The 20715-nt window shown below is 44.8% G+C and carries 9 protein-coding genes; all 9 read left to right on the forward strand.

What is annotated here, in order from left to right; genetic code table 11:
- Nucleotides 1-691: 691 nt before the first annotated feature.
- The 9 genes from HC965_RS12985 (at nt 692) to HC965_RS13025 (ending at nt 20706) form a co-directional block, all read left to right on the forward strand.
- Nucleotides 692-3985: a TonB-dependent receptor gene (locus HC965_RS12985; protein ID WP_191031847.1), complete on the forward strand. Its 3294-nt coding sequence runs from the start codon at nt 692-694 to the stop codon at nt 3983-3985.
- Between the two features lie 26 nt (nt 3986-4011).
- The gene (locus HC965_RS12990; protein ID WP_191031848.1) at nt 4012-5649 is read left to right on the forward strand and encodes a RagB/SusD family nutrient uptake outer membrane protein; all 1638 of its coding nucleotides are present in this window, start codon (nt 4012-4014) and stop codon (nt 5647-5649) included.
- 175 nt (nt 5650-5824) lie between these two features.
- Nucleotides 5825-7465, forward strand: a complete 1641-nt coding sequence (locus HC965_RS12995) for a sialidase family protein (RefSeq protein WP_191031849.1) — start codon at nt 5825-5827, stop codon at nt 7463-7465.
- Nucleotides 7466-7488: 23 nt separating this feature from the next.
- Complete coding sequence (locus tag HC965_RS13000; protein ID WP_191031850.1) at nt 7489-9504, forward strand: family 20 glycosylhydrolase; 2016 nt, start codon at nt 7489-7491, stop codon at nt 9502-9504.
- Between the two features lie 15 nt (nt 9505-9519).
- Nucleotides 9520-10185, forward strand: a complete 666-nt coding sequence (locus HC965_RS13005; RefSeq protein ID WP_191031851.1) for an SGNH/GDSL hydrolase family protein — start codon at nt 9520-9522, stop codon at nt 10183-10185.
- Nucleotides 10182-13406 (forward strand): cyclically-permuted mutarotase family protein, encoded by a 3225-nt coding sequence (locus tag HC965_RS13010; RefSeq protein ID WP_191031852.1) that lies wholly within the window; start codon nt 10182-10184, stop codon nt 13404-13406. The genes HC965_RS13005 and HC965_RS13010 overlap by 4 nt, the downstream gene beginning before the upstream one ends.
- A gap of 270 nt (nt 13407-13676) precedes the next feature.
- A complete protein-coding gene (locus HC965_RS13015) occupies nt 13677-16271 on the forward strand; it encodes a glycoside hydrolase family 2 protein (protein ID WP_191031853.1) in 2595 nt (864 codons plus the stop codon).
- A 38-nt stretch (nt 16272-16309) separates the two neighbouring features.
- Nucleotides 16310-18634 (forward strand): glycoside hydrolase family 20 protein, encoded by a 2325-nt coding sequence (locus HC965_RS13020; protein WP_191031854.1) that lies wholly within the window; start codon nt 16310-16312, stop codon nt 18632-18634.
- A complete protein-coding gene (locus tag HC965_RS13025; protein WP_191031855.1) occupies nt 18634-20706 on the forward strand; it encodes a family 20 glycosylhydrolase in 2073 nt (690 codons plus the stop codon). Before HC965_RS13020 ends, HC965_RS13025 begins: the two co-directional genes overlap by 1 nt.
- Nucleotides 20707-20715 lie beyond the last annotated feature (9 nt).

Raw genomic sequence — 20715 nt, forward strand, 5'->3', positions numbered from 1 at the left:
AAAGATACAGGATGAAGGATGGCTCCTTCACCCTGTATCTACTTATTCATCAGCTTTTATAGCAGAAGATGAAGGGGGATGTATTTGTATTTACCTATAAGATGTATACCATTTGTGCTACCTGATTCTACAACACTTGCATTAATGACCTTGTTTTTCTTATGTCATTTGTCATTATAACAGTAATTGATTTGGTTTATACAATCTTTCTAGGGAATTGGATAAATACATTGCTACCATGAGTGAGTTCTTGTCTTTATAAGTATAATTGTTCAATGAAATGAATAGTAATTGCTAGTGAATATATAAGTTCAATTAGAACTTATTCAAGTTGTTTGTTTATGCTTTCTTCTATTTCATAGAAGATTTGTGTATTAATTATAGATATATATCTTAATTCGCTGCAAATATATCTATATTATTAATAATAACAAAGTATTTAATAAATTATTTTATTATTAATGCTGATAAACATAAAAGATATATTGTCGTAACTGGAAAATAGAAAGAAGGAACTATATAATAAATGGGTAGAAAATAAATTGATTTTATGAATGCGTTTTTGCTTTAAGTGAAATTTTAATAGAGATTTTGACATAAAGGGGTGAGGTATTACTTGGAAGATTAGTTCTAATTGGACTTATATAAGTAGTTGAATTTATCTTATTTATTAACTAAAAAAGTAATACTAATGAAAAAAGACATCCTTTTGTTGATGTTGTGTTTATTCTGCTCTATAGGAGCGGTAGCACAGACAAAATCAATTACCGGATTGGTTACGGATGGAGCCGGTGAACCAATTATTGGTGCAAGCGTAATTGAGGTAGGTACCACGAATGGTATTATTACTGACATTGATGGTAAGTTTTCCTTAACGGTAAATCCGAATGCCAAGATTAAAATTACGTATATCGGATTTCAGGCGCAGACTGTTGAATTGAAGGGACGAACCTCTTTAAAAATTCAGTTGAAAGAAGATTCTGAAATGTTGGAAGAGGTTGTAGTCACCGGTTACGGTGGCAAGCAGTTGCGTACTAAAGTAACTAACTCTATTTCCAAAGTTAATGAAGAATCTTTAAAAGTAGGTTTGTTTTCTAATCCGGCTCAAGCTCTTTCCGGTGCAGTTGCCGGTTTGAAAGTAACTCAGGCTTCAGGAAGTCCCGGTGCCACGCCTACTATTGTTCTTCGTGGTGGTACCGACTTTAACGGTTCCGGTTCTCCATTAGTTATCATTGACGGTCAGCTCCGTGACGGATTGAGCGACATCAATCCTGAAGATATAGAATCTATGGAAGTCTTGAAAGATGCCGGAGCGACTGCCCTGTATGGAGCCCGTGCAAGTAATGGCGTAATCCTTATTACTACGAAAAGCGGTAAGAAAGGACACCGCGAAATCAACTTAAAAGTAAAGTTGGGAGTTAACTATATCAATAATCCATATGAGTTCCTGAATGGAGAAGAGTATATTAGCACTTTACGCACTGCCTATTCAAAGTCCGGTTATTATTGTAGTGATGGAGAATATGTATCCATAGCTCCTTTGAGTAATCTGACAGGCGCGTCTCCTTTTGGTTTAGGGAATGAATTAGGCAAATCGGCATGGAACGTTATGGGCAAAACCGCGGATAATGCTTATTTGGTACAACAACACGGATGGAAAGAAATGATTGACCCTTTAGACCCGACGCAAACAATTATATATAAGGATATCAATCCTGCCGATTATAACTTGAACAATCCTTCCTTCTCGCAAGATTACAATGTGAATATGTCCGGCGGTGGTGATAAGGCTACCTATTATGCAGGTATCGGCTACAATCGTCAGGAAGGTTTACCTGTTGATACCTATTATGAACGGTATAGCTTTATTCTGAACGCAAGCTATAAAGTAACTGATTGGCTGACATCAACTTCTAACTTTAATTATAATCGTGCGAACTGGAAGAATATGCCGGGCTCAAATACAAGTGAGGGCAACTATTTTGGACGTATTATGTCTACACCGCCTACCGCGCGTTTTGAAGACGAAGAAGGTAATCCGACTTTAGGACCGAACGTTGCAGATGGTAACCAGGCTTTCCAACCGGAAAAATGGACAGACTTTAATCAAACAGATAAGTTTACCATGATTCAGTCTTTTCAGATTGACATAATGAAAGGGTTGTATGTAAAGGGTTCTGCAAACTGGTATTATTCAGAAGGTTTATATGAAAGCTTTACTAAGGATTATCTGGATAATATGTTGACAAATCATTATACCAAAACTCGTGCCACATCTGCTAAATTCGAACGTAATTTCGCACAAACTTATAATGCAGTATTAAATTATTCGCAGACGTTTGTGAAAGACCACAATGTAAACCTGATGTTGGGTATGGAATATTATGCGAATGAAAAACGTGGTTTTTCGGGTTCAGGTTCCGGTGCTCCAACAGATGATTTTGCTGATTTGGCTTTGACAGACAAAGGAGAAGGAAAGCGCTCTATTGATTCCTGGCATGAACAATACCGCATTTTGTCTTACTTTGGACGACTGAATTACGATTATAAGGGTAAATATTTGCTTTCAGCAGTATTTCGACATGATGGTTATTCTTCTTTATTAGGTGATAATCGCTGGGGATTCTTTCCAGGGCTTTCCGCAGGTTGGATTTTCGGACAAGAGCAGTTTGTTAAAGACGCTGTCCCTTTCCTTTCATTCGGTAAATTACGTGCCAGTTATGGTGTGAATGGTAATGCTACAGGAATCGGTGCATATACCTTGCAAGGTTCTTATAGTCCCGCGACTTATAATGGTAACGTCGGGTTCTTGATAGGCTCATTGCCTAACCCGGGTTTGAGGTGGGAGAAGACGAAAACTGCTGAAGTCGGTTTGGATTTAAGTTTCTTCGATAATCGATTGAATGCTAATTTTACTTTTTATAACCGTTTGACTTCGGATAAGTATGCAAACTTCAGTTTGCCTTCAACAACAGGTTTTTCTTCTATAAAAAACAACAATGGAGAATTTCGTAACAGAGGTTTGGAAATAGAACTTTCCGGGAAGATTATAGATACCAAAGATTGGAAATGGAGTATGTCCGGTAATATCTCATATAATAAGAATAAAGTAATATCCTTACCGGACAATGGCTTGGAACATAATCGTCAGGGAGGACAGCAGATTTATACAGGAGAAAGCTTTGTAAATGACAAAGGTGAAGTAGAGTATGTAAAACGTTGGGTCAATGCTACCCAGGAAGGTATGGAACCGGGCATGATGGTTGTTTATAAGTCAGATGGCATATACCGTAGTTGGGAAGAGATACCCGGCGATTTGGTCATAACATCAGGAAATTATTATGGTAAAAAGATGTATGGTCCCGAAGCCTGGAAGAAGTTGACGAAAGCCGAGCAAAAGAATGCTTTGCCTATTATGCCCGGTGATATGAAATGGAGAGATATAAATGGGGATAACGTCATTGACCAATATGACCAAGTGGTAGCAGGTAATACGACTCCGCATTGGACTGGCGGTTTTAATACGACACTGCGTTGGAAGAACTTCCAGTTTTACGGACGCTTTGATTTTGCTCTGGATTATTGGATTTATGACCATACAACTCCGGAAACATTCCTTGCTTGTGCACAAGGTACCTATAATACGACAACGGATGTATATGATACATGGTCGGAAGATAATGTGAATGCCAAATATCCGCGCTATGCTTATGCCGATTTGCTGACAAATGCTAATTATGCCCGTAATTCGACGATGTTTGCTTATAAAGGTAACTATTTAGCTATCCGTGAGTTGTCGCTGACCTATTCGCTACCGGAAATGTGGGCGAAGAAAGTTTTCTGCCAAAAGGTGGATGTATCTATTACCGGACAGAATTTAGGGTACATCACTTCTGCCAATGTAGCTACTCCTGAAGTGTCCAGCGCGGGTTCCGGTTATGCTTTGCCAAGAACTCTTTTGTTCGGACTGAATGTAACGTTTTAAGTGACTAACTCTAAAAGAAAGAAATTATGAAAAAGATAAAATATACATTATTCTATAGTCTGTTCATCGTTCTCGTAGGAGGTATTTGTTCTTCCTGTGCCGACAAGCTGGATTTAGCTCCAATTGATTACTATGGAAGTGGTTCCTACTGGAAAACAGAAGCTCATGTGATAGGATATATGGATGGCATACATAAGCATCTCCGCGATGCGGCGTTTCAACATACATTTCTATGGGGAGAAGCACGAGGAGGAAACTTGATTACGGCTGGTACCAGCTCGGACGGAATGGGTATGTTGTATGGGGATATCAAGCTGCAAAATTTTGATGAGTCGCATACCGGTGGAATTACAAAATTTGGAGATATATTCGGACGCCTTACCAACATCAACCTCTTCATTGCCCGTGTGACGGATGCCACCTATATTAGTGAAGATAAGAAAGGATATTATCTGGGACAGGCGTATGGATTGAGAGCATTTTATTATTTTGACCTTTATCGTACGTATGGTGGTGTGCCTTTACGCCTTACGGCGGATGTAGTGGAAGGAGTTATTGCCCCCAACCTTCTTTATTTAGGACGTGCGACTCCTCAGGAAGTGATGACGCAAATAAAAAAAGACTTGGACAAATCTATGGAATGTTTTGGAGATAACAACTCTTTCGATCCTAATAATAGAGGGAATAAGAAAGGATATTGGTCTAAAGCTGCTACGGAATGCCTGATGGGAGAAGTGTATCTGTGGATATCCAAAGTAACTACCGGCAACGATGTTGCTGATGAAAGTAACTTGGTCACTGCAAAAAAACATTTGCTGAATGTTTTAACTAACTATGGTCTTGAACCATTAGGTAACTTTGCTAATGTATTTGAAGCTAAGAATAATAAAGGTAATAATGAAATAATCTTTGCGGTTCGTTATGCTGAAGGAGAAGCTACCAATAGCAACAATCTCTTTACTTACGCTATGGCTACGGGCAGCACCAAAGACCGGTACAAAAAGGATGGGGAAAAGTTTTTGGATGCTTTAAATATAGGCAATACGGGTAGTCAGCAGTTGGAATATAAAATTGAACTTTATAATAGTTTCGATGATGAAGATACCCGTAAGGATGCTACATTTATTGCTTCCTATAATAAAGATGCAGAAACCGGTGCATTGTCTTTATTCGGAACACACGTATGCAAGAATATCGGATATGCAAATTCTCAGGGTGCACGTATTTATTGTGGCGATTACATCATTTATCGTCTGCCGTGGGTGTGGCTGACACTTGCTGAAATAGAGAATATGCAAGGAGGAGACGTTGCCACCTATATAAATAAGGTTCGTAAGCGTGCTTATGGAGATAATTGGAATGAAGAAACTTATGGCTACAAGAATGCGGATTTTACAACGAATGAATTAGCCATACTTCATGAAAAAGATAAAGAGTTTGTTCAGGAAGGACAACGCTGGTGGGATCTTCGCCGTATGACTTTGACTAAAGGTGGGAAACATCTGGTCTTCTGCAAGGAAGGAAGTATAGGGATAGAACAGCCCATGTTGAATGAGACAACGGAAGCTCATAAAGTCCTTTGGCCGGTGGATGTTACTTTGCTGGGTAATGACCCGTTGATTTATCAGACGCCTGGTTATGACACTTATAAAAAGCCGGAATAAAGGTTGTTTTATGGATAAATAAGTAGTGGATATCCTAAGAAGCAATATAAAAGTTGCTTCTTAGGATTTAAATCAGAGTATATTTTATTATGTATATGAGATATAATAAATTATTTAATTATTTGTGGGGAATATGATAAATTTATATCTTTGTGCCCAAACAATTAATAATACCATGAAAAGAAACCTTCTTTTATTTTCGATTGTCCTCAATTTCTGTTTTTGTGGAACTTTGCAATTAGTTGCTTCGGACACTGTTTTTGTGCGTGAAACTCAAATTCCAATCTTGATTGAACGTCAGGATAATGTGTTGTTTATGCTACGCTTGGATGCAAAAGAAAGCCGTAGTTTGGAAAATGTAGTACTGAATTTTGGCAAAGAGGTTAATTTGTCGGATATAAAATCAGTAAAACTCTATTATAGTGGTACGGAAGCCAGACAGAATTATGGAAAGAATTTTTTTGCTCCGGTAACTTATATCTCCAGCCATACGCCGGGAAAGACATTGGCTGCCAATCCTTCTTATTCGATAAATAAGTCACAGGTAAATAATCCCGGACAGAAAGTTACACTGGCTGCCAATCAGAAACTCTTTCCTGGAATCAATTATTTTTGGGTAAGTTTGCAAATGAAGCCGGACGCTTCCTTGTTGGATAAAATTTCAGCAGAAATCACGTCAATCAGAGTTGACGGTAAAGAAGCGATTGTAAGTACAGTTTCTCCTGAGAACATTGCCCATAGGGTAGGAGTAGGTGTGCGTCATGCCGGTGATGACGGTTCGGCTGCCTTCCGTATTCCGGGATTGGTTACTACTAATAAAGGAACATTGCTCGGTGTATATGACGTACGTTATAATAGCAGTGTCGATTTGCAAGAGCACGTAGATGTGGGCTTGAGCCGCAGTGTAGATGGTGGAAAGACATGGGAGAAGATGCGTTTGCCTTTAGCTTTCGGTGAGACAGGCGACTTGCCTGCTGCGCAGAATGGTGTAGGTGACCCTTCTATTCTGGTAGATACAAAGACCAATACAGTGTGGGTTGTTGCCGCATGGACACACGGAATGGGAAACCAGCGTGCCTGGTGGAGTTCCTATCCGGGAATGGATATGAATCATACGGCTCAGTTGGTGTTGGCTAAAAGTACGGATGATGGAAAGACATGGTCGGAGCCCATCAATATAACTAGCCAGGTAAAAGATCCGTCTTGGTATTTCCTTTTGCAAGGGCCGGGGCGTGGTATTACAATGCAAGATGGTACATTAGTATTTCCTATCCAGTTTATCGACTCTACGCGGGTTCCGAATGCGGGAATCATGTATAGCAAAAACGGTGGTGAAACATGGAAAATCCATAATTACGCCCGCACTAATACAACAGAGGCACAAGTAGCGGAAGTAGAGCCGGGAGTGTTGATGTTGAACATGAGAGATAATCGTGGAGGTAGTCGTGCTGTTTCCATTACGAAGGATTTCGGCAAGACCTGGTCGGAGCATCCATCTTCCCGTAAGGCTTTGCAGGAGCCGGTGTGTATGGCAAGTCTGATTAGTGTGAAGGCTAAAGACAATGCATTAAATAAAGATATTCTTTTATTCTCCAATCCCAATACGGTGAAAGGACGTCATCACATAACGATTAAGGCGAGCTTGGATGGTGGTATCACTTGGTTGCCCGAACATCAAGTGATGCTGGATGAGGAAAATGGTTGGGGATATTCTTGTTTGACAATGATTGATAGAGAAACGGTCGGAATCCTGTATGAAAGCAGTGTGGCTCACATGACTTTTCAGTCTGTCAGATTAAAGGATATAATTAAATAAATTTTATTCTACACAGAAAAACAATGAAAAACATACGGGCACTATTAATATTCTTTTTTATTAACCTATGCACAATTTCTGCGGTATGGGCAGGTGGTAATCATTTGCTTCCTTTGCCGCAAAAGTATGTCCCCCTTCATACATACTTTAACTTAGACAAAGTAAGCCTTTCCACTCCTGTGCTTCAACAGGAGTGGGAGGACTTAGTCTTGGAGATGGACGGAACTATTGCAGCAAAAGCCAATTGTTCCATCGAAGTAAAATTACTGGCTTCTTTGCCTGAAGTTCCTTTGAATCAAGACGAAGCTTACAAACTGAAGGTTACCAAAAGACACATAACCGTTGAAGCCGTGACAGAGCGCGGTGTTTATATGGCTATACAGACCTTGAGACAATTGTCTGAGAAGAAAAATACGAGAACACTGATTCAAGGCTGTGAAATTCTCGACTGGCCTGCCTTCCGTATCCGTGGTTTCATGCAGGACGTCGGACGCAGCTACCTCTCTTTCGAAGAACTGAAACGGGAAATAGCCATCCTGTCCCGCTTCAAGATAAACACCTTCCATTGGCACCTCACCGAAAACCAGGCATGGCGTTTGGAAAGCAAAATCTTCCCGATGTTGAACGACAGTTCGAACATGACCCGCATGGCAGGCAAATACTACACACTAAAGGAAGCTCGCGAATTGGCAGACTTCTGCAAGAAGCACCAGGTATTACTAATTCCCGAGATTGATATGCCCGGACATAGCGCCGCCTTTATACGTACATTCCGCCATGATATGCAAAGCCCTGAAGGCATGAAGATTCTTAAATTGCTGATGGATGAAATCTGCGAAACATTCGATGTGCCCTACATTCATATCGGTACAGATGAAGTGAAATTCACCAATCCCGACTTTGTACCCGAAATGGTAGCGCACATTCGTGCCAAAGGAAAGAAAGTCATCTCCTGGAATCCGGGCTGGCATTACAAACCCGGAGAAATTGACATGATGCAACTGTGGAGCTATCGGGGAAAAGCACAAGAAGGCACACCCGCCATCGACTCCCGCTTCCATTACCTCAATCACTTCGATACATTCGGTGACATTATCGGACTTTACAACAGCCGCATCTACAATGCAGACAAGGGTAGTGACGACCTTGCAGGAGTCATAATGGGTATTTGGAACGACCGCCTGGTAGATAAAGAATGGAACATGATTCTTGAGAACAACTTCTATCCCAATATGCTGGCTATCGCAGAACGTTCATGGAGAGGTGGCGGAAGCGAATACTTCGACAAGCTGGGAACGATTCTCCCCACCGATGAAAAATCAGAAATCTTTCTCAATTTCAAAGATTTCGAACGTCGTATGCTATGGTACAAAGAGCATCAGTTCAAAGGCTATCCCTTTGCCTACGTCAAACAAACGAATGTGAAATGGCACATCACAGACGCCTTCCCGAATGATGGCGACCTGTCGAAAGTTTTTCCACCGGAAAAAGAACTAAGCGACTCCTATACCTACGAAGGAAACCGATACGAAGTACGTCCCGCCATAGGAGCCGGCATCTATCTCCGCCATGTATGGGGAAAAACCATTCCCACCTTCTATAAAGACCCGCAGGAGAATCACACCGCCTATGCCTACACCTATGTCTATTCCCCAAAAGCGCAAGACGTCGGGTTATGGGCAGAATTCCAGAACTATGGACGTTCAGAAAACGACCTGCCACCCCTACAAGGAAAATGGGACTACAAAGGAAGCCGTATCTGGCTGAACGATCAAGAAATACTTCCCCCTGTATGGACTGCCACCCATCGCGTGAAAAACTCGGAGATAGCATTGGGTAACGAGAACTGTGTGGCTCGTCCTCCAATCCCCGTTCACCTGAACAAAGGATGGAACAAAGTGCTCCTCAAACTACCTGTCGGTAAATTCAAAATGGACGAAGTCCGTTTGGTAAAGTGGATGTTCACAACCGTATTTGTCACCCCCGATGGCGAGAAAGCAGTAGAAGGACTGATCTACTCACCGGAAAAGACAAAGTAAAAAATAAAACATATCATGAAAAAGTTATTTTTGTTTGCTATTGCATTACTGTTCATAGCCACAACCAATGCACAAGACAACAAGTATTCCACCTTTTATTACCAGCGTGCCACCTTGTTCGAAGAACTCCCTGTCACCTCAAAAGACATCATCTTCCTGGGCAACAGCATCACGAATGGCGGTGAATGGGCAGAACTCCTGAACAACAGACATGTCAAGAACCGCGGTATCAGCGGAGATATCTGCATGGGAGTATATGACCGCCTGGATGCCATCCTGAAAGGAAACCCCGCTAAAATCTTCTTACTAATCGGTATCAATGACGTCAGCAGAGGCACATCCGCCGACACTATTGTGAGCAGAATAGCCCTGATTGCCCAAAAAGTAAAAAAGGACTCTCCCAAAACCAAACTCTACCTGCAAAGCGTATTACCGGTAACCGATTATTATAAGAAATTCAACGGACATACTTCCCGTTGGCAAACCGTCCCCGAAATCAATAAAGGACTGAAAACACTCGCTGAAAAAGAACAACTGACCTACATCGACCTCTATTCCCATTTTGTAGACAATGAAACGGGAAAGATGAACATCGACTATACCAACGATGGCTTACACCTGCTAGGCAAAGGCTACCTGAAATGGATTGAAATAATAAAGCCCTATGTAAACAGTAAATGAGAACAATCAGACTAACAACCATATTCATACTGCTTTGCACTACCATAACCATTGCAGCGCAAAAGCGGATAAAAGTGTCCTGTGTCGGAAACAGCATCACATACGGTGCCACCCTTACCGACCGTGAAACCCAATCATACCCCGCACAACTACAACAAATGCTGGGAAATACCTACGAAGTGAAGAACTTCGGAAAATCCGGCGCCACCCTGTTGAACAAAGGACACCGCCCATATACCCGGCAAGTAGAATATCAACAGGCCATTGACTTCGCAGGCGACATCGTCGTCATTCATTTGGGAATCAACGATACCGACCCCCGCGACTGGCCTGACTACCGCGACTTTTTCGTGAAAGATTACCTGTCCCTGATAGACTCTTTCCGCCAGGCAAATCCGACCTGTAAAATAATGATTGCAAGGCTGACACCGATTGCCGACCGCCATCCTCGTTTTGAATCCGGTACACGCGACTGGCACGACCAAATTCAACTAGCCATTGAAACAGTAGCACGTTACGCCGGAGTCCAGTTAATAGACTTCCACGAACCACTTTATCCCTATCCATTCATCCTGACAGACGCTGTGCATCCCAACGCCGAAGGCGCAAAGATTCTCGCAAAAACTGTCTATTCCGCCATTACAGGCGACTACGGCGGATTACAATTATCCGAACTTTATACGGATAAGATGGTATTGCAACACAATTGCCCGTTAACTATCCGTGGCATAGCCAACGCCGGAGATAAAATAACAGTAAGCATAGCCGGACAACAACAAACAACGAAAGCCGCTTCCAACGGAAAATGGCAAGTTACTCTCCAACCCTTGAAGGCCGGAGGCCCTTATACGCTAACCATCCGCAGCGACAAACAGAAACTTCAATACCAAGACGTCTTGGCAGGCGAAGTCTGGCTATGTTCCGGACAATCCAACATGGAATTTATGCTAAGAGCCGCTTCCACCGCCAAACAAGACATATCAAACTCGGATAACACGAATATCCGCCTGTTTGACATGAAAGCCCGCTGGCGTACAAACGCAGTAGAGTGGGAGAGTTCCACCCTCGACTCCCTGAATCATCTTCAATACTACGCTGCCACAAAATGGGAAATCTGTGACCCGAAAACAGCCGCCTCTTTCTCTGCCGTAGCCTACTATTTCGGAAAGATGCTCCAGGACAGTCTGCAAATCCCTGTCGGCTTGATTTGTAACGCCATCGGCGGTTCACCTACTGAAGCCTGGATAGATCGCACTACTTTGGAATATCACTTCCCCGCCATCCTTCGCGACTGGAAGAAGAATGATTTTATCCAAGATTGGGTACGCGGCCGCGCGATTCTCAACGTGAAGAAATCAACTGATAAATTACAGCGGCATCCTTATGAGCCTTGTTACTTATACGAGGCAGGTATCCGTCCATTAGAACAATATCCCATAAAAGGAGTGATATGGTACCAGGGCGAATCCAACGCCCACAACTATGAAGCCCACGAGAAACTTTTCAAGTTACTCATAAACAGTTGGCGAAAGAATTGGGAAAATGAAAACCTGCCATTTTACTATGTACAATTATCAAGTATCGACCGTCCCTCGTGGCCTTGGTTCCGTGATAGCCAGCGCAGAATGATGAATGAAATTCCCTGCACAGGAATGGCTGTATCCAGTGACCACGGTGATTCACTGAATGTACACCCGACCAATAAGAAGCCGGTAGGAGAACGTTTAGCCCGTTGGGCATTGAATAAAACCTATAATAAGTTCCAGGTAATCCCTTCGGGCCCCTTATTCCGTCATGCAGATTTTTGTGAGGACACTGTTTATGTCACATTTGACTATGCCGACGGTTTGAGTACTTCAGATGGCTCTCCTATACGCACCTTTGAAGTAGCCGAAACTGAAGGAGTTTACTATCCGGCAATAGCAGAGATAGAAGTTATAGCCGAGATAGAAGCAAGAGTTGAGACAGACGCAAAAGTCGGGAAAGAAGCAGAAGAGGGGAGAACGCCCCAATCTGCATCCGTTCGTATTAAAGTATATAGCGACCAAGTGAAACACCCCCGTTACGTCCGTTACGGTTGGCAACCTTTTACCCGTGCCAATTTGATAAATAAAGCAGGCTTGCCTGCCTCTACTTTCAGAGCCGAAGCTCCGAAATCATTTATCGAAAGCATCCGGTTACAAAAAATGAATGGTTTCCCGAAGTCAGAGAAAGGCATCAATCAAGGCGTTTCCGCTTGCTATGCAGGAATCTTGAACGGAAAGCTATTGATAGCCGGCGGCTGTAACTTCCCCGGAACTCCCGCTAGTGAAGGTGGAAAAAAGAAATACTACCAGAGCATCTATGCAGCAGAAATGAACCCTGATACTCTGTTGTTTTGGAATAAAGTCGGTGAACTCCCGATGCCTGCCGCATATGGCGTTTCCGTATCCTGTGCTGACGGCATCATCTGTGCAGGTGGAATGAACGACCACGGTGCACTAACCACTGTCTACAAAATCCAATGGAACGAAAAGAAAGGCAAAGTCTCCTTAGAAACACTGCCTGATTTACCCTATGCACTAGACAATATGTACGGAACACTAGTCGGCAACCAACTCTTTATTACTGGTGGAAACAGAAACGGAAAACCTTCGAACTCTTTTCTTAGCCTTGATTTGGATAACCTTGCTGCAGGTTGGCAACAACTCTCTGATTTTCCCGGAGCAGCACGAGTGCAACCCGTCTGTGCCGGACAATATAAAAATAACGAAGCCTGTATCTACCTATGGGGTGGGTTCGCTGCGTCCACTGACGGCAAGCCTGCCACACTTTCCACCGATGGCTATTGTTACTCGTCCGCTTCCCGTCAATGGACTCCCGTAACCACTCCGACAGGAAACAACGGCGAAACCATATCCCTTGGTGGCGGAACAGCCATTGCTATAAGTGAAAACCTGATTCTCAGTACAGGCGGAGTGAATAAAGATATTTTCCTCGCAGCTCTCCAACACCCTGAAAAGGATTATCTTCTCCATCCTGCTGAATGGTATAAATTCAATGACCGGATATTGATATATAATATCCGCCAAAATACCTGGCAGGAAGTTGCTCGTAACTCCCAAACAGCCCGTGCTGGAGCAGCATTAACTGGTTGGGATAAAGTTTTTTACAATATAAATGGAGAATTGAAGCCTGGTATTCGTACTCCTGAAATAATCAAGATAACAGTCGAAAAATAGCAATAACGCAGAGCAACATACATACTCCCCCTTAAAAAGTACTATGTTCCTCTGCTTTTCCGTTACTTGCAACCCGATTTTTCCGCAACCTTCATCTCGAACAACGCTAGGAAAACGCCCTTAAAAGTATCATATCCCACCCCCTTCTTTTTATAATAGCGCCCCTTCTCCCCATTGATTGACAGATGTAATATATATTTTGTTAAATTATCAGTGAAATCTAAAGGAAAAATAATATCTTTGACACCGTTAATATCTAATGCCCCCACTATGATGATTAATTTAACAGGGAAAAAAGCTCAAATAGCGTGTGGACTACTCTGCTGTTGTAGCATGGCTTACGCCCAAAGCAATGATAATTCAGAAGTCCTAACCTTGCATACAGGCTGGGAATTTTCCCAAGCGGGAACAGAACTGTGGCGCACTGCTGAAGTACCCGGCACGGTACATCAAGACCTTCTTCATCATGGTCTCATACCCAATCCCTTCTACGGAACCAACGAACAGAAAATCCAATGGATAGAAAATGAAGACTGGGAATACCGGACTGCCTTCACAATCACCGCCGACCAGCTGAAACGTGACGACGCCCAACTCACATTTGAAGGACTCGACACCTACGCCGACATCTACCTCAACGGAGCATTACTATTAAAAGCCGACAATATGTTCGTCGGCTACACGATACCCATTAAACAACACCTTCGCCTCGGAGAAAACCTCCTTCACATATACTTTCATTCGCCCATCCGGCAGACATTACCCCAATACGCCTCGAACGGATTCAACTATCCCGCCGACAACGACCACCACGAGAAACACCTCAGTGTATTCTCCCGCAAAGCCCCCTACAGCTACGGTTGGGACTGGGGAATCCGCATGGTGACCAGTGGAATCTGGCGTCCGGTAAACATCCGTTTCTACGATGCCGCCTCAATCAGCGACTACCACGTGAAGCAACTATCCCTGACCGACCAACTGGCGAAGCTATCCAACGAACTGGAAATAAACAACATACTTCCCCAACCACTTCAAGCAGAAATAAAGATAACCACCTCGCTTGAAGGAGAACAGGAATCCGCCACCAGCCAAACAATCACCCTGCAACCCGGCATCAACCACATCTGTATCCCTACAGAAATCCTCTCACCGGTACGCTGGATGCCCAACGGCTGGGGAACTCCGACCTTATACAACTTCTCCGCCCAAATCATAGCCAAAGGCGACGTCGTAGCCCAACAATCCCACAGAATCGGCCTACGCACCGTCCGCCTGATAAACGAAAAAGACAAAGACGGAGAATCCTTCTATTTCGAAGTAAACGGCGTCCCGATGTTCGCCAAAGGAGCCAACTACATACCGCAGGACGCCCTGCTGACCAACGTCACCACCGAACGCTACCAAACTCTGTTCAGAGACATCAAAGAAGCCAACATGAACGTCATCCGCGTATGGGGTGGCGGAACCTACGAAGACGACCGCTTCTACGACCTCGCCGACGAAAACGGAATCCTAATATGGCAAGACTTCATGTTCGCCTGCACCCCTTATCCGTCCGACGACACATTCCTGAAACGAGTGGAAGCAGAAGCCTGTTATAATATCCGCCGTCTGCGCAACCATCCGTCGGTAGCAATGTGGTGCGGCAACAACGAAATACTCGAAGCCTTGAAATACTGGGGCTTCGACAAGAAATTCACCCGTGAGATTTATGAGGAAATGTTCCGCGGCTACGACAAACTCTTCCGCCAACTCCTTCCCGCCAAAGTGAAGGAACTGGACGCCGACCGCTTCTATATCCATAGCTCACCCTACCTTGCCAACTGGGGACGTCCCGAATCGTGGGGAATAGGCGACAGCCACAACTGGGGAGTCTGGTACGGACAGAAACCCTTCGAATCACTGGACACAGACCTTCCCCGCTTTATGAGCGAATTCGGTTTCCAGTCTTTCCCGGAGATGAAAACCATTGCCACCTTCGCATCTCCCTCAGACTATCAGATTGAGTCGGAAGTCATGAACGCCCATCAGAAAAGCAGTATCGGCAACGCCCTGATTCGCACCTACATGGAACGTGACTACATCATCCCCGAATCATTCGAAGACTTCGTCTACGTCGGACTCGTCCTGCAAGGACAAGGAATGCGCCACGGTCTGGAAGCACACCGCCGAAACCGCCCTTACTGTATGGGCACCCTATACTGGCAACTGAACGACAGTTGGCCCGTAGTATCCTGGTCGAGCATCGACTACTACGGCAACTGGAAAGCCCTGCATTATCAGGCAAAACGTGCTTTTGCCCCCATTCTCATTAACCCCATCCGTCAGAACGACACTCTCGGCATCTACCTGATATCCGACCGCCCCGACACGATGGAACGAATGACACTGGAAATGAAAATCTTCGACTTCGACGGGAAAAAACAAGGCAAACCGGTACAACTGAGATCCCTGACACTCCCGGCCAACACCTCCCAGTGTGTCTACCGGATAAACCCCGACACCTGGCTGTCAGAAGCAGAACGCCGTCACAGCTTCCTACAACTGACCCTGAAAGACAAGACCGGACATACCGTAGCAGAAAACGTCTACTTCTTCAACAAGACCAAAGACCTGCTGCTGCCCGAAACCACTATCACCTATAAAATGAAACAGAGCGACGGCAAATGTGAACTCACCCTGCTTTCTCCCTGCCTTGCCAAGGACGTCTTTATCGAAGTCCCCATACAAGGAGCCCGGTTCAGCGACAACTTCTTCGACCTGCTGCCCGGAGAGCGTAAAATAGTCACAATCACCTCTCCCGACATCAAGAAAGGAGAAGAATTGCCCTTGAGAATCAAACATATTCGTGAAACCTATAATTAAATAATCTATTAGTAACTTAACACTTAATTTTTTAGTTTATGAAACAACTCTTAAAATTAACCGGATGCCTGGCAGTGGCGGGACTATTTGCCTCGTGCCAGTCTGTGCAGCAAGAAGCTGACTATCAAATCATCCCCTTGCCACAGGAAATTGTAACCGCCCAGGGAAGTCCCTTCATCCTGAAGAGCGGAGTGAAAATCCTTTATCCGGAAGGTAATGAAAAGATGCAACGCAACGCAAAATTCCTGGCCGACTACCTGAAAACCGCTACCGGAAAAGACTTCGCCATCGAAGCCGGAACAGAAGGCAAGAATGCCATCGTACTGGCATTGGGAACAGGTAACGAAAACCCCGAATCCTACCAGTTGAAAGTCACAGGTGACGGCGTCACTATCACCGGCCCGACAGAAGCCGGCGTATTCTACGGTATCCAGTCTTTGCGCAAATCCCTGCCTGTCGCCGTAGGCACAGACATCGCGATGCCTGCCGTGGAAATCAATGACTATCCCCGTTTCGGCTATCGTGGTGCACATTTCGACACCAGCCGCCACTTCTTCACCGTAGATGAAATAAAGACTTACATCGACATGCAGGCATTGCACAACATGAATCGCTTGCATTGGCATATCACCGACGACCAGGGCTGGCGTCTGGAAATCAAAAAATACCCGAAACTGACAGAAATCGGTTCCAAGAGAACGGAAACGGTCATTGGACGCAACTCCGGCGAGTATGACGGTAAACCTTACGGTGGATTCTATACGCAGGAGCAAGCAAAAGAAATCGTAGATTACGCTGCCGAACGCTATATCACCGTTGTACCGGAAATAGACCTGCCGGGACATATGCAGGCTGCTCTTGCCGCTTATCCGGAGCTCGGATGTACAGGTGGCCCGTATGAAGTATGGAGACAATGGGGTGTATCCGAAGACGTACTTTGTGCCGGAAACGACCAGGTATTGAAATTCCTCGAAGACGTATATGGTGAACTGATTGAAATCTTCCCGTCAGAATATATCCATGTGGGTGGTGACGAATGTCCGAAAGTGAGATGGGAAAAATGCCCGAAGTGTCAGGCGCGTATCAAGACGTTGGGCTTGAAGTCGGATGGCAAGCATAGTAAGGAAGAACGCCTTCAGAGCTTCGTTATCAACCATATCGAAAAATTCCTCAACGAACACGGCCGTCAGATTATCGGCTGGGATGAAATCCTTGAAGGCGGACTTGCTCCGAATGCTACCGTTATGTCATGGCGTGGTGAAAAGGGTGGTATCGAAGCTGCTAAGCAGAAACACGATGTCATTATGACACCGAACACTTATCTGTATTTCGACTATTACCAGACGAAAGATACGGAAAATGAACCTCTTGGAATCGGTGGTTACCTGCCGCTTGAGAGAGTGTATGGCTACGAACCGATGCCGGCATCTCTTACTCCGGAAGAACAGAAATATATTAAGGGAGTACAGGCTAATCTCTGGACTGAATACATACCTGCTTTCTCTCATGCACAGTATATGGTATTGCCTCGTTGGGCTGCTTTGTGTGAAGTTCAGTGGTCTGCTCCTGATAAGAAAAATTATGATGACTTCCTGTCTCGTTTGCCACGTTTGATTAAATGGTATGAAGCAGAAGGATATAACTATGCCAAGCATGTATTTAATGTAACTGCCGAATATACCCCGAACCCGACAGACGGAACTTTGGATATAACTTTGACAACCATTGATAATGCACCTATCCATTATACGCTGGACGGCACAGAGCCTACCGCTGCATCTCCACTTTATGAAGGCGTATTGAAAATCAAGGAAAACGTGACTCTTTCAGCCGTAGCTGTCCGTCCTACCGGAAACAGTCGGGTGATTTCCGAGAAAATTAATTTCAGCAAATCCAGCATGAAACCTATCGTTGCTAATCAGCCGGTGAACAAACAGTATATGTTTAAAGGCGCTCCCACATTGGTAGACGGCCTGAAAGGAAACGGAAACTATAAGACGGGTCGTTGGATTGCGTTTTATAAGAATGATATGGATATGACTATCGACCTTCAGCAACCGACTGAAATATCAAGCGTTGCAATTTCTACTTGCGTAGAAAAAGGCGATTGGGTATTTGACGCAAGAGGATTATCAGTGGAAGTTTCAGATGATGGTAAGAACTTTACTAAAGTGGCTTCCGAAGACTATCCGGCTATGAAGCAGGAGGACAAGAATGGTATCTATGAACATAAGTTGTCATTCACTCCGGTGAAGACTCAGTATGTAAAAGTGATTGCTTTGTCTGAAAGTAAAATTCCGGCATGGCATGGCGGAAAAGATAGTCCGGCATTCTTGTTTGTAGATGAAATAACCATAGATTGATGAATATAAGAAAGAGATACACTAAAGTTTGTCTTTTCTTATGGATATTAGGGATGTGCTTGCTTGCACATCCCATAAATGCACAGTCCGTCATACCTGTTCCATTGAAGATGGAGCAGAGGACGGGCTCTTTTTTACTGTCAGAGAAAACAAAACTTTATACAAACCTACAAGGTGGAGAAGCGCAACTTTGGGAGAACTACCTGCAAACATTGCCCGTTCCCCTGAAGAAAGGGAAAAAGAAAGACACCCGTCAAGTCATTTCCCTGCTGATAACCGAAAAGAACGACCGATTGTCCTCTCCCGAGAGCTACACCCTCTCCGTAACCCCGGAACGGGTACTGATTCAAGCCACTTCAGGAGCCGGACTATTCTACGGTATGCAAACCCTGTTGCAACTGCTCCAACCATCGGCTACGGGCTATTCCGTTGCTTCTGTCGAAATAGAAGACACCCCGCGCTTCGCCTATCGTGGCTTTATGCTCGACGTGTCCCGCCATTTCTCCACCAAAGAATTTGTGAAGAAACAGATAGACGCACTGGCCTACTATAAAATCAACCGCCTTCATCTGCATCTCACAGACGCGGCAGGCTGGCGAATTGAAATAAAGAAATACCCTCTGCTCACCGAATTTGCAGCTTGGCGTCCCGAAGCCAACTGGAAAAAATGGTGGAACGGCGACCGTAAATACGTCCGTTTCGACGAGCCCGGTGCATCCGGCGGCTACTACACCCAGGACGACATTCGCGAGATTCTGGACTATGCCCGCCAACATTACATCACCGTCATCCCCGAAATCGAGATGCCTTCCCATTCGGAAGAAGTACTGGCAGCCTACCCGCAACTATCCTGTTCGGGCGAGCCTTACAAGAATTCCGACTTCTGTGTCGGCAACGAAGAAACATTCACCTTCCTCGAAAATGTCCTGACGGAAGTCATGGAACTTTTCCCGTCCGAATACATTCATGTAGGCGGTGATGAGGCCGGCAAATCGGCTTGGAAGACCTGCCCCAAATGTCAGAAGAGAATGAAGGACGAGCACCTCGCCAACGTAGACGAACTGCAAAGCTACCTGATACACCGCATTGAGAAATTCCTGAACGACCACGGCCGCCATCTGCTCGGATGGGACGAAATTCTTCAAGGCGGTATAGCCCCCAACGCGACCGTCATGTCATGGCGTGGCGAAGAAGGCGGTATCGCAGCTGTAACCTCCGGTCATCATGCCATCATGACACCGGGCGCCTATTGCTACCTCGATAGTTACCAGGATGCACCCTATTCCCAACCGGAAGCCATCGGTGGCTACCTGCCGTTGAAGAAAGTATATTCTTACAACCCCATTCCCGCCTCTCTGACACCGGAACAAGCGAAACTTGTCTACGGCGTCCAAGGCAACCTGTGGGTAGAATATATCCCGACTCCCGAACACGTCGAATACATGGTTTATCCCCGTATCCTGGCACTGGCAGAAGTAGGCTGGTCAGCTCCCGAACGTAAATCATGGCCGGATTTCCATACCCGTGCCCTGAAAGCCGTAGCGGACTTGCAAGCCAAAGGCTACCATCCCTTCGACCTGAAAAACGAAATCGGAAGCCGTCCCGAATCCACCCAACCCGTCACGCACCTTGCCTTAGGCAAGAAAGTAATCTATAACGCTCCGTACAGCCCCCATTATCCCGCCCAAGGCAACACCGCCCTGACAGACGGCATACGTGGCGACTGGACTTACGGTGACGGTTGCTGGCAAGGCTTTATCGACGGCGACCGCCTGGACGTGACGATTGACCTCGAAGCTGCGACTGCCATCCACTCCGTTACAGCTGCCTTTATGCAAGTGATAGGCGCAGAAGTATTCCTTCCCGCATCTGTCACCATTTCCGTCTCCGACGATGGAACCAACTTTACGGAACTGAAACATCAAACTTTTGAAGTAACCAAGGCCAATCCCATTAAATTTACAGACATCTCTTGGGAAGGAAACGCCCGTGGAAGATATGTGCGTTATCAGGCAAAGGCCGGAAAAGAGTTTGGTGGTTGGATATTTACCGACGAGATAATCGTGAAATAAAGTACACGA

It is taken from the genome of Bacteroides sp. GM023, from assembly GCF_014750685.1.
Lineage (GTDB): Bacteria > Bacteroidota > Bacteroidia > Bacteroidales > Bacteroidaceae > Bacteroides.

Bases quoted from the DNA above. Each gene is read 5' to 3' on its own strand.
- HC965_RS12985 (WP_191031847.1), top strand. From the start codon at position 692: ATGAAAAAAGACATCCTTTTGTTGATGTTGTGTTTATTCTGCTCTATA.
- HC965_RS12990 (WP_191031848.1), top strand. From the start codon at position 4,012: ATGAAAAAGATAAAATATACATTATTCTATAGTCTGTTCATCGTTCTC.
- HC965_RS12995 (WP_191031849.1), top strand. From the start codon at position 5,825: ATGAAAAGAAACCTTCTTTTATTTTCGATTGTCCTCAATTTCTGTTTT.
- HC965_RS13000 (WP_191031850.1), top strand. From the start codon at position 7,489: ATGAAAAACATACGGGCACTATTAATATTCTTTTTTATTAACCTATGC.
- HC965_RS13005 (WP_191031851.1), top strand. From the start codon at position 9,520: ATGAAAAAGTTATTTTTGTTTGCTATTGCATTACTGTTCATAGCCACA.
- HC965_RS13010 (WP_191031852.1), top strand. From the start codon at position 10,182: ATGAGAACAATCAGACTAACAACCATATTCATACTGCTTTGCACTACC.
- HC965_RS13015 (WP_191031853.1), top strand. From the start codon at position 13,677: ATGATGATTAATTTAACAGGGAAAAAAGCTCAAATAGCGTGTGGACTA.
- HC965_RS13020 (WP_191031854.1), top strand. From the start codon at position 16,310: ATGAAACAACTCTTAAAATTAACCGGATGCCTGGCAGTGGCGGGACTA.
- HC965_RS13025 (WP_191031855.1), top strand. From the start codon at position 18,634: ATGAATATAAGAAAGAGATACACTAAAGTTTGTCTTTTCTTATGGATA.